The organism is Camelimonas lactis (genome assembly GCF_004342915.1).
In the GTDB taxonomy this organism is placed as follows: domain Bacteria; phylum Pseudomonadota; class Alphaproteobacteria; order Rhizobiales; family Beijerinckiaceae; genus Camelimonas; species Camelimonas lactis.
Map to the genome: position 1 here is coordinate 393,258 of NZ_SLWL01000001.1, position 11,900 is coordinate 405,157.

9 protein-coding genes are annotated in these 11,900 nt (G+C 67.2%); 7 read left to right on the forward strand and 2 right to left on the reverse strand.

What is annotated here, in order from left to right; all coding sequences use genetic code 11:
• A complete protein-coding gene (locus EV666_RS01705; protein ID WP_132002029.1) occupies positions 1-831 on the forward strand; it encodes a 3'-5' exonuclease in 831 nt (276 codons plus the stop codon).
• A gap of 25 nt (positions 832-856) precedes the next feature.
• On the opposite strand, the gene EV666_RS01710 is transcribed toward EV666_RS01705, so the two are convergent.
• The gene (locus tag EV666_RS01710; RefSeq protein WP_132002032.1) at positions 857-1,288 is read right to left on the reverse strand and encodes a secondary thiamine-phosphate synthase enzyme YjbQ; all 432 of its coding nucleotides are present in this window, start codon (positions 1,286-1,288) and stop codon (positions 857-859) included.
• A 7-nt stretch (positions 1,289-1,295) separates the two neighbouring features.
• A complete protein-coding gene (gene aptA, locus EV666_RS01715) occupies positions 1,296-2,681 on the reverse strand; it encodes an omega-aminotransferase AptA (protein WP_132002035.1) in 1,386 nt (461 codons plus the stop codon).
• 205 nt (positions 2,682-2,886) lie between these two features.
• Between aptA and EV666_RS01720 the strand changes: the two genes are divergently transcribed.
• The 6 genes from EV666_RS01720 to EV666_RS01745 all read left to right on the forward strand — a co-directional run bounded on the left by EV666_RS01720 (position 2,887) and on the right by EV666_RS01745 (position 11,847).
• Complete coding sequence (locus tag EV666_RS01720) at positions 2,887-3,774, forward strand: TIGR01459 family HAD-type hydrolase (protein WP_132002038.1); 888 nt, start codon at positions 2,887-2,889, stop codon at positions 3,772-3,774.
• Between the two features lie 188 nt (positions 3,775-3,962).
• Positions 3,963-4,406, forward strand: coding sequence for a MaoC family dehydratase (locus EV666_RS01725; RefSeq protein ID WP_132002041.1), 444 nt, complete (start codon positions 3,963-3,965; stop codon positions 4,404-4,406).
• 1,221 nt (positions 4,407-5,627) lie between these two features.
• The gene (locus tag EV666_RS01730) at positions 5,628-6,698 is read left to right on the forward strand and encodes a bifunctional riboflavin kinase/FAD synthetase (protein WP_132002044.1); all 1,071 of its coding nucleotides are present in this window, start codon (positions 5,628-5,630) and stop codon (positions 6,696-6,698) included.
• 516 nt (positions 6,699-7,214) lie between these two features.
• Positions 7,215-10,250: an isoleucine--tRNA ligase gene (ileS, locus tag EV666_RS01735; RefSeq protein WP_132002047.1), complete on the forward strand. Its 3,036-nt coding sequence runs from the start codon at positions 7,215-7,217 to the stop codon at positions 10,248-10,250.
• A gap of 77 nt (positions 10,251-10,327) precedes the next feature.
• Positions 10,328-10,822, forward strand: a complete 495-nt coding sequence (gene lspA / locus EV666_RS01740) for a signal peptidase II (RefSeq protein ID WP_132002785.1) — start codon at positions 10,328-10,330, stop codon at positions 10,820-10,822.
• 314 nt (positions 10,823-11,136) lie between these two features.
• Positions 11,137-11,847, forward strand: a complete 711-nt coding sequence (locus tag EV666_RS01745; protein WP_132002050.1) for a hypothetical protein — start codon at positions 11,137-11,139, stop codon at positions 11,845-11,847.
• Positions 11,848-11,900: the final 53 nt, after the last annotated feature.

Below are 11,900 nucleotides of genomic sequence, written 5' to 3' on the forward strand. Positions count from 1 at the left end.
ATGAAAGCCGTCGCCATCGACTTTGAAACCGCCAATGAGCGCCGGGACAGCGCCTGCGCCCTCGGCCTCGCCTGGATCGACGACGGGGCGGTGACGCGGCGTGAATACCGGCTGATCCGCCCGCCGGAGATGCGGTTTCAGCCGTTCAACATCCAGGTGCATGGCATCTGGCCGGAGGATGTGGCGGACGAGCCTGAGTTTCCCGACATCTGGCGCGGCTTTGCCGATGATGTCGGCGACCGGCTGTTCATCGCCCACAACGCCGCTTTTGACAGCGCCGTGCTGGCGGCGATGCTGGCGCGCTATCGCATGCCCTCGCCGCAGTTCCGCTTTGCCTGTTCGCTGCAAATGGCGCGGCGGGCCTGGCCTGAGCTGCCCGGCCATCGCCTGAACCTGGTCAGCGAATTTCTCGGCGTCAGCTTCCAGCATCATCACGCGGGGGAGGATGCGTTCGCCTGCGCCCAGATCGCCCTGGCGGCGCTGGACAAGGTCGGCGATGCGGCGTTTGAACCGGCGCGGGCGCGTTCGCCGCGTCGTGGGTCAGCCACGCCGGCCTTCACCCCGGGCCGCAAATCGCGCACCGACAGGCTGGCCGGCGGGCGCGGCCATCCGGTGATCACCGTGCGCGGCAGCCGTGGCGACGCCTGGCGGGTGCGGGTGGCCATGGAGGCGGGGGCGCGCACCTCCTGCGATTGCCCGGCCGGGCGGTTCGGCCGGCTGTGCCGCCATGTTCAGGCGCTGGCCGATGGGGTGGTCGATCATGTCATCACCTGCGAGAACGTGGAGCTTGCCGACGCCCTCCAGCGCATCAGCCGCCAGATCCGGCGGTGAGGGAGGCGAAGCACGCCGCCCCGAATCAGTCGCCGCTGAGGTGCAACACGATTTCGCGCCGGTGTGGGGCGCGGCGGTGTTCGAACAGATAGACGCCCTGCCAGGTTCCGAGCAGCATCCGCCCGTCCGCCACCGGGATCGACAGGTGCGTCTGGGTCAGCGCCGCGCGGATGTGGGCGGGCATGTCGTCCGGGCCTTCGCTGTCATGCACGTAAAGTCCGCGCCCTTCCGGCGCGATATGCCGGAAAAAAGTCAGCAGGTCGGTCTGCACGTCCGGGTCGGCGTTCTCCTGGATGAGCAGTGACGCCGAGGTGTGGCGGCAGAACAGGGTGAGCAGGCCGAAGGACAGGTTGCGGCTGGCCGATGTCTCGCGGACGAAAGCGGCGGCTTCGCCCGTGAATTCGTAAAAGCCCTGGCCTTTGGTGGCCAGGGTCAGGCGGTGCTGGACATGGGCCATGGCTGGCTCACGCTGTCGCCGTAATGACGCCGGCCACCCTGTCGACCAGCGCGGCGATGTCGTCTTCGCTGGCGATCAGCGGCGGCGACAGGGCGATGGTGTCGCCGCCGACGCGCAGCAGCACATCATGATCGTGGAAGCCGCTTTCGATGGCGGCGAGGCCGCGTTTGCCGGGCGCATCCTTGCCGGCGTCGTCCTTCGCCGGCGCCAGGTCGATGCCGGCCGCCAGGCCGATGTTGCGGATGTCCAGCACCCCCGGCAGCCCCTTCAGCGCCTGCACCGCGTCGCCAAACGCCTTCTCCATCTTCCGGGCGCGGGCGAACAGGTCCTCGTCGCGATACAGGTCGAGGGCGGCGAGGCCGGCGGCGCAGGCCAGCGGATGGGCGGAATAGGTGTAGCCATGGAACAGTTCGATCATGTGCGGCGGCCCCTGCATGAAGGCCTCGAACACGCCGGCGCGGGCGATGACGCCGCCCATGGGCACGGTTCCTGACGTGACGCCCTTGGCGAAGGTCAGCATGTCCGGAGTGACGCCGAACCGTTCAGCCGCGAAGGGCGCGCCGAGACGGCCGAAACCGGTGATGACCTCATCGAAGATCAGCAGGATGTCGTGGCGGTCGCACAGGGCGCGCAGGCGTTCCAGATAGCCCTGGGGCGGCGGCAGCACGCCGGTGGAGCCCGCCATGGGCTCGACAATGACGGCGGCGATGGTGGAGGCGTCGTGCAGGGCGACCAGCCGCTCCAGCTCGTCGGCCAGATGCGCGCCCCACGCCGGCTGGCCATGGGTGAAGGCCTGCTCGGCCCGGTTGTAGGTGTGCGGCAAATGATCGACGCCGGCCAGCAGCGTCCCGAAGCTCTTGCGGTTGCCGGAGATGCCGCCAACGGAAATGCCGCCGAAGCCGACGCCGTGATAGCCGCGCTCGCGACCGATCAGCCGCGTTTTGGTGGCCTTGCCCCGGGCCTGCCAGTAGGCGATGGCGATTTTCAGCGCCGTATCGGCCGCCTCCGAGCCGGAGTTGGCGAAGAACACGTGGTTGAGATCGCCAGGGGCCAGTTCGGCGAGGCGGCTGGCCAGGGTAAAGGCGGCGGGGTGGCCGTACTGGAAGGTGGGCGAGAAATCCAGTTGCGCCGCCTGGGCCTGGATGGCCCGGACGATGGGCTCGCGGCCATGGCCGGCGTTGCTGCACCACAGGCCGGCGGCGCCGTCGAGAATACGGCGGCCGTCCACCGTGACATAATGCATGCCTTCGGCGCCGGCGATGAGCCGGGGACGCGCCCGGAAGGCGCGGTTGGCGGTGAACGGCATCCAGAAGGCGTCGAGATCATTGGGCGCCTGGCTGGCGGCGTGACTGGCGGCCTGGGTTCGGGCGGCGTGCGGGGTATGCTCGTTCATGTCGCCTCCTGCGCGGCGGGGCCGGTTGCCTGGCAGGCCGCGTTGCTGACCGGATGATCGGCGGCACTATAGCGCGTCGTCGGGCGCGGCGTCTTGTTGTTGCGGCAATGCCTGGCCATAAGGGGCCGCGCCGGCCATGGGGCCGGTCCCGAATCCGGGCGTGTTCGGGCGGCCGATGGGCGCCGCCATCAGGAAAGGCATGCGGATGAACGCAACGCAGGGGTCGGCGGGCGCCGGCGTTCAACTGGTCAGGGGTCTGTCGGAGCTTGCTGTCGGCAAGGATCTGCTGGTCTGCGACATCTGGGGCGTCATTCACAATGGCGTTTCGGCCTTCGCTGATTCCTGCGCGGCGCTGGCCCGGTTCCGCGCGGGCGGCGGCATTGTGGTGCTGGTGTCCAACGCGCCGCGCCCGTTCCACCTGGTGCGCGACATGCTCGACCGGCTGGGCGCGCCCCGTGACGCCTGGGACGCCATCGTCACCTCGGGCGACATCACCCGCGGCGCCATCGCCGAACGGGCCAGCCTGCCGGTGTTTATGATCGGGCCGGGGCGGGATCGCCCGATCTTCGAGGGACTTGGCGCGAATTTCGTGTCCGTGGACGAGGCCGGTTATGTCGTCTGCACCGGCCTGTTCGATGATGAAACCGAGACAGCCGAAACCTATCGCGCCACCCTGGAAAGCCTGGTGGCGCGCGATGTGGAGATGATCTGCGCCAATCCCGACCTGGTGGTCGAACGCGGCGACCAGCTGATTCCCTGCGCCGGCGCCGTCGCCGCGCTGTATGAGCAGATGGGCGGCCGGGTGCTCTACGCCGGCAAGCCGCACGGTCCCATCTACGCAGCCGCCTTCGACATGGGCGAGCGCCTGAAGGACGCGACCATCGCGCACGACCGCATTCTCGCCATCGGCGATTCGATCCATACGGACGTGGCCGGCGCGGTCGCGGCCGGCATTGACGTGCTGTTCGTGGCGCGGGGCATTCACGCGCACGAAGTGATGACGCCCGGCAAGCTGACGCCGGCGTCCGTGAACGAATGGGCGTTGCGCCAGCGCGTGCGCCCCACGGCGCTCATCGACCACCTGCGCTGGTGAGGGCGCCGGGTTTCCGGCAATTTTTCCTTGTGGTTGTGGGCCCAGGGTCGTTGCGGCGTGACCAAAGTCCAATTGGCCGCGCCGGGCTTCAACGGCACTCTGGCTGCCGGCCCTGGTCCTGGCTGGGGCGGCGGCCGCGGGCGGGCGTTATTTTACCGGCGCAAGATGGGCGGGGGACTGGAGGCGTCATGGGATCGGCATTGCAGGCCTATGCGTTTGACGACCTGCGACTGGGCATGCGCGAAACGCTGATGCGCACCATCATGGAGACGCACATCAGCGACTTCGCCGCCATTACCGGCGACCGCAACCCCCTGTTGCTGGACGAAGCCTTCGCGTCCCAGTCGCTGTTCGGCCAGCGCATCGCCCATGGCATGTTCACGGCCGGCATGATCTCGGCGCTGATCGGCACGCGGCTGCCGGGGCCGGGTTCCGTCTACCTGTCGCAGACCCTGCAATTCCTGGCGCCGGTGCGGATTGGCGACGTGGTGACCGCCGCCGTCGAGGTGGTGGAGCTGGTTCCGGCGCGCCAGCGCGTGCGGCTGTTTTGCGAATGTGTGGCCGATGGACGCGGGGTTCTGGAAGGCGAAGCATGGGTGGCCGTTCCCGAATCTGGAGGCGCGGCGCCCTGAGGCTGCCGCGGCCATGCCGGGCCAATCGGCAAGGCGATCTCCTGGCGTATGATGCGAATGGGCGGGCGCCGCCTGTTCGGGAAAAGCCATGCGATACCGTGAGGACAGGACGTTGATGCGTTTCACTCTGAACGCATCGGCTCCAGGTCAATGGCCCAGGATGACGGCGGCAGAAGCAGAATTATCCCCAAATCTGGCGGCGGCAGTTGGTCGGGATGAGGGACTGTTTGTTCAGCCGGTTGCCCGGGGATTGCATGCCGCCGTCGATCGGGTCGTTCAATTTTATTTTCGCATAGATTAGTTGTCGATCTACATGTTGTTGGGTGTTTTTCAATTTTACTTTTCGGACCAAGTTGACACAAAATTGCCAAAATTCGGTTTTGATAGTCATTCAACCAGATAAGCATGTGTGTTTATTTGGTTGTTTATAGCAATGAATACATGAAGGGATATGAACATGTTTGGGTCCCGGCATTTGTTTATAGCGGCGCTCGCAGGTGCGATGCTTGCCGGCTTCGGCGTTGCGAACGCCGCGACGACGCGGGGCGCGTCTTCTGGCGCGTCGTCTGGTGGGGAGCGCGCCAAGCGTCTGGTCTGTGGCGGAGACAAGGAGTGTCTGGATAAATGCACCCAGGGCTACAGGGTGCTCATCCCATTTTGTTTGTAGGCGAACTCTTGATGCGCCAGCGCATTATCGAGGAAAATTGACAGCTTTTTTGTGAATGGAATGCATTGAACCAAAGAGACAGGGCATTTCCGGTGCGTCTGGTTTGACCGGAAATGCTCCGCGCATGATGCGCGTAAATGGACGCCGTTTATTCGTGAACAACCATGCAGCATCAGGAAGTTAAAGCGGCGATGCGATTCAATTAAACGCATTGTTGAAACGTATTGCGCTCTGATGGCGTGAACGCGCCAGTCCGGCTTTGCGGATGACGGAACCGATGATGGGTCGCTGGCGCGGCCCGCAGGATTTGCGGCAGTGATTGCCTCCCGCCCCCTTTCCTGGTCCGCGCGGTTGCGCGCCCGCGCCCTTGACCTCAGCCGCCGAATGTTGGCAGGTTTCGCCGGCCGTCATGCGGGCCATGTCCCGTTGGCGGACAGCGCGTTTTCGAGCGACGTGGGGGCCATGTCGCGTGAAGAAAACACAACTTATCAAGGCGGCGGGGCAAAATCCGGCAACGGATCAGCACTGCCCTGCCGGCAAGTGTTGACGGTTTCATGGTGCAGGCGCCGCAATCCGGTTCACGACCGGCTCCCGATATCTTCCCGGCTCTGGAGCAGGCGCGCCCTTTTTTGGTGCAGCGCTGCATTGATAACGCCGCTGAGGCGGCGCTGGCAGGGCTGCCCTTGGGCTGTGGCGGCGACGCCCTGGCGCGGCCCGTCGTCGCCATCGGCAACTTCGACGGCGTGCACGCCGGCCACCGGGCGGTGATCGCCGCCTGCCGCGCCCTGGCCGATGAGCTGGGCCGGCCCGCCGCCATGCTGACCTTCGCGCCGCACCCGCGCTCGTTCTTCAACCCGGACAAGCCGGTGTTCCGCATCACCCCCGACGGGGTGGAGGAGACGCTGCTCGCCCGCCTGGGGCTCGACGGCATGATCGTCCTGCCGTTCAACGCCGCGCTCGCCGCCATGACGGCGCAGTCATTTTTCGACGACCTGCTGGTGCGGGGGCTCGGGGTTTCCGGCGTCGTCGTCGGTCATGACTTCCATTTCGGCAAGGGGCGGGAAGGCTCGCCCGCCTATCTGACGGCGCGCGGCGCCAGCAGCGGCGCGCCGGTGCGCATTGTCGCCAGGGTCAGCGACGGCGACGATGAAGCCGGGGCGGTGTCCTCAAGCCGGATTCGCGCCGCGCTGCGCCTGGGCGACATCGCCGCCGCCAACGCGCTGCTCGGTTATCGCTGGTTCGTGCGCGGCGAGGTGCGCCATGGCCAGAAGATCGGCCGCACGCTGAACTACCCGACCGCCAATATTCGCCTGCCAGACGACTGCCAGCTCGCCCACGGCATTTACGCGGTGCGGGTGCTGGTTGACGGCGTCGTGCATGGCGGCGTCGCCAGCTTCGGCCGCCGCCCCACCTTTGATAATGGCGCGCCGTTGCTGGAGAGCTTCCTGTTCGATTTCAGCGGCGATCTCTATGGCAAAACGCTGGACGTGGAGTTCCTTGCTTTCCTGCGCGGCGAAGCCAAATTCGACAGCATCGACGACCTGGTGCGGCAGATGGACCGCGACAGCGCCGAAGCGCGTCGCATTCTGGCCGCTGATCCGCCGCCGCCTTCCGTGCTTGGCTGAAGCGGCGACGTTGCGCCCGCAGCGACTTCCTTTCAGGCGGAAATGCTCTATGTTGCCGGCATGACGCGCCGGAGCAGCCTTTTCAGTTTGCGAATTACCGGCCCGGCTTCCGCGTAACCGGAGCGCGGACGCCGGGATGCGCGCCTTCGCGGCGGCCTGTCGCATCGCTGGCGGGCCATGGCGGCTGCCGTCGCCGCGCCCGGAGGGGCCTGTCGCTCCGGACCACCCAGATCAGCGAATGGTTCGCCGTGGACGACGCCGGGACGTTTTCCAGGGGCGCGGCGCGCGTTCTTTGCCAGTGGGGCGACGCGCGTTCTTTCCGGCCGCCGCATGTTTCCGTCGCTCTTGATTGATGGCGCGGGGCATGTCACGGCGTGATCTCCGGTTTTTCCATTCGCCAGTTTCAGGCAAGGTCCGCCCGCGGGCGGTAAGTTGCCGGTCCATGTTTTGACGCAGTTCCGCAGGTGGGCGCGACCGCGCCCTGCCGGAAACGCTCCAGGGGAATGAGCCAGTTCGATGAACGACAGCAGCAAGGCCGGGGCGGCCAATATCAGCCAGAAAAACGCCGCCGCCAAAGCCGGGGACAAGGCGGATTATTCGAAAACCCTGTTTCTGCCGCAGACGGATTTCCCCATGCGCGCCGGCCTGCCGGAACGCGAGCCGCTGCTGCTGGCGCGCTGGAACGACCTTGATCTCTACCGGCGGCTGCGCGAGCAGGCGAAGAGCGCGCCGCGCTTCACGCTGCATGACGGCCCGCCCTACGCCAATGGCAACATCCACATCGGCCACGCGCTGAACAAGATCCTGAAGGATCTGGTGACCCGCTCGCAGCAGATGCTTGGCTACGACAGCAATTACGTGCCGGGCTGGGACTGTCACGGCCTGCCGATCGAATGGAAAATCGAGGAGCAATACCGGGCGAAGGGCCTCGACAAGGACGACGTTCCGGTTCTGGAGTTCCGCGCCGAATGCCGCGCTTTCGCCGACAAATGGGTCGACGTGCAGCGCGAGGAGTTCAAGCGCCTCGGCGTCACCGGCGACTGGGACAACCCCTATCTCACCATGTCCTACCCGGCCGAGGCGCAGATCGCCCGCGAGCTGATGAAGTTCGCCATGAGCGGCCAGCTCTACCAGGGCTCCAAGCCGGTGATGTGGTCGATCGTCGAGCGCACGGCGCTGGCGGAGGCCGAGGTGGAGTACAAGGACCACGTCTCCAGCACCATCTTCGTCAAATTCCCGGTGGCCGCCTCAGACAATGCGGCGCTGGCCGGCGCCTCGGTGGTGATCTGGACCACCACGCCGTGGACCATTCCCGCCAACCGCGCCATCGCTTATTCGCCGGACATCGCCTATGGCCTCTATGAGGTGACGGAGGCGCCGGAGGGCAACTGGGCGAAGCCGGGCGACCGCTATCTGCTGGCCGACGCGCTGGCGGAGACGGTGCTGGGCGTGGCCAAGGTCACCAGTTTCCGGCGCGTCGCCGACGTTAACGGCGTCGATCTCGCCGGCGTGCTCGCCCACCATCCGTTGCACGGCCAGGGCTATGACTTCGGCGTGCCGCTGCTGCCGGCCGATTATGTCACCGCCGACGCCGGCACGGGCTTCGTGCACACCGCCCCCGGCCACGGCGCCGACGACTACATGACCTACGTGCGCCACCGGGCCGCCTTCGAGGCGGCTGGCACGCCGGAGGTGCCTCACACGGTGCAGCCGGACGGCAGCTATTTCCCGCACGTGCCGTTGTTCGCCGGCGCCCGGGTGCTGGACGACAACGGCAAGGAGGGCGACGCCAACGCCCGCGTCATCGCCGCCCTGGCCGACGCCGGCGCGCTGATCGCCCGTGGTCGCCTGCGCCACAGCTATCCGCACTCCTGGCGTTCGCGCGCGCCGCTGATCTTCCGCAATACGCCGCAATGGTTCATCGCCATGGACCGCGACATCGACGGGAGCGGCGACACCCTGCGCGCCCGTTCGCTGGCCGCCATCGCCGACACCCAGTGGGTGCCGGCCGCCGGTGAGAACCGCATCACCGCCATGGTCTCCGGCCGCCCGGACTGGGTGATCTCGCGCCAGCGCGCCTGGGGCGTGCCGATCACCGTGTTCGTTGATCGCGAGACCGGCGAGCTGCTGCGCGACGACAGGGTCAACGCCCGCATCGCCGACGCCTTCGAGGCCGAAGGCGCGGACGCCTGGTTCGCCGACGCCGATGGCGCGCGCTTCCTCGCGCCCGATCATGATCCGGCGCGTTTCGAGAAGGTGACCGACGTGCTCGACGTCTGGTTCGATTCCGGTTCAAGCCATGCCTTCACCCTGGAGCCGCGCGCCGATCTGCGCCCGCGCAAGCGCCGTCCCGAGGGGGAGAGGTTGCCGGCAGCGGGCAAGGCGCCGGACTTCGACACGGTCATGTATCTGGAAGGCTCGGACCAGCATCGCGGCTTCTTCCAGTCGTCGCTGCTGGAAGCTTGCGGCACGCGCGGCCGCGCGCCCTATGACGTGGTGGTGACGCACGGCTTCACGCTCGACGAGCAGGGCCGCAAGATGTCCAAGTCGCTGGGCAATACGCTTGCGCCGCAGGATGTCATCCGCCAGTCGGGCGCCGATATCCTGCGCCTGTGGACCGCTTCGGTCGACTATTGGGATGACCAGCGCATCGGCCCCGAAGTGCTGAAAGGCGTCACCGACCAGTATCGCAAGATCCGCAACACCCTGCGCTGGATGCTGGGTTCGCTGCATCACTTCTCCGGCGCGGAGCTGGTGGCGGCGGAGCGGATGCCGGAGCTGGAGCGGCTGATGCTGCACCGGCTGGTCGAGCTCGACCAGACCGTGCGCCAGGCCTACGCCGCCTACGATTACAAGCGCGTGCTGGCGGCGCTGGCGCCGTTCCTCACCACGGAGCTTTCGGCGTTCTACTTCGATATCCGCAAGGACACGCTGTATTGCGACCCGGCCTCCAGCCTGGCGCGCCGGTCGGCGCTGACGGTGATCGACCAGATTTTCCGGTGCGTGACGACGTGGCTGGCCCCTGTGCTCGCCTTCACGGCGGAAGAGGCGTGGCTGAGCCGCTTCCCCTCGGAGGCTGGCTCGGTGCATCTGGAGCGTTTCCCGGAATTGCCGCCGACCTGGCGGGACGACGCCCTGGCGGCGCGCTGGGCCAAAATCCGCAAGGTGCGCCGCGTGGTGACCGGCGCGCTGGAGCTGGAGCGGGCTCGCAAGAATATCGGCTCCAGCCTTGAGGCGGCGCCTGCGGTCTACGTGTCGGACGCCGACCTGCTCGGCGCCCTGAAGGGCGTGGACTTCGCCGAAGTCTGCATCACGTCCGCGATCAGCGTTCGTGATGGCGAGACTCACGAGGAGGCGTTCCGGCTCGACGACGTTCCTGGCGTCGCCGTGGTGTTCGCCCGGGCGGAAGGGCGCAAATGCGCCCGTTCGTGGAAGGTGCTGCCGGACGTCGGCGCGGACCCCGCGTGGCCGGATCTCAGCCCGCGCGACGCCGCCGCCATGCGCGAATGGACCAAGGCGCATCCGGGCGAACCGGCGCTGGGAGCCGCGTGATGGCGGCTGGCGATGGCCCGGTGAGCCAGACGCGCGACGGGCAACCCGAACCGGGCGAAATGCAGGGGCGGGCTGGCATGAGCCCGGCCCGCCTTGGCGTCGCGCTCGCCATCATCGTGCTGGCGCTGGACCAGGCCAGCAAGCTCTGGCTGATGTTCGGCGCCGACATCGCCAACCGGCCGCCGATGACGCTGGCGCCGTTCCTGGAGTTCGTACTGGTCTGGAACCGGGGCATCTCCTACGGCCTGTTCCAGATGCCCCACGCCGTGGGGCGCTGGGGGCTGGTGATTGGCTCGGTGATCGCCACGGTTCTGCTCAGCGTCTGGCTGGCGCGGGCCAGAACCCGCCTGCTCGCGGCGGGCCTTGGGCTGATCATCGGCGGGGCGGTCGGCAATCTGATCGACCGGATTTATTGGGGCGCGGTGGTCGATTTCGTCCACTTCCATGTGGGCGACTTCAGCTGGTACGTGTTCAACGTAGCCGACGCGGCCATCGTTTTTGGTGTGATCGCGCTGCTGTACGACTCGTTTTTTGGCGCTGGCGCCAGCCCGAAAGGGGCGGATTCACCCTGAGACGCCATGACCGGTGGCCATACTGGCGCCGCATATGTAGGCTTCAAAAAGCGCCGGATTTGCGTGCGCGCGCCGGGTCGGGGGGCAAAGTTTCGGTCAAACGGGTCGAAACTTTGCTGTGTATCCCTGATCTTGATATCGTTGATCTTGCGCGCTTTCCTGACGCAAGGCGACATTCGCTGCGCGGGGACGTGCGCTGCGGAAGCATCAATTATCGACCTGTCGGAGCGCCCGGACGGCCGGCGCGCCCCGGCGATCATGTTGTTGACGGCGGCGACCCAGGGGGGAGGCGGCCGCAGGGGGAAAGAGAACCAATGGCGCTCAAGTTTTCCAAACGCGTCGCGCGCCCGGCCAGGACCGTGGCCATGGCGCGCCGCGCGCCGCTGGCGTTCGGCTTCGCCGCCGCGATCGGTTTTTCGGCGCTCGCCGGCTCGGCCGCCCAGGCGGAAGAGGGCGTGTTCATGAAGAACCTGCTCGGCAAGATGGGCGTGATTGACGAAGAGCGCGACCCGATCAGCTATCACGAGCGCGCGCCGCTGGCGCTGCCGCCCTCCACCGGCAAGCTGCCGACGCCGCTGCCTCCGGCGGCCAAACGCGCTGAAAGCTGGCCGGATGACGCCGACCTGCAGCGCCGCCGCCGCGAGGCCGCCGAGCGGCAGAAGCCGGTGCCATTCCCCAGCGACAACCGCGTCCAGGACGGTGGGCGCCTCAGCGTTTACGAGATGGAGCGGATTTCGCGCAAACCGAAGCACGCGGCGGAAGACAACCAGCCGCGCAAGGTGCTGGGCGATGGCCGCGCGGCGACATGGGTCGATCCCGACGAGTTGCGCGCGACGGCCACGGACGGCGACGGCAAGAAACTTGATCCGAACTACGAGCCCAAGCGCGAAACCCTGCTGCAGCCGCCGACAGGCTATCGCAAGCCGGCCGGCACCGCGCCGATGCGCGCGACCCCGGATGACCCGGTTCCCTATAACAAGGACGGCACGCCGGAGCGTGACTTCCTGAAGCCCAGCGAAGACTGAGCCGGCGGGGGTCTGGCTGGACCTGTGGTGATGGACGTTTGACCGACGATTTC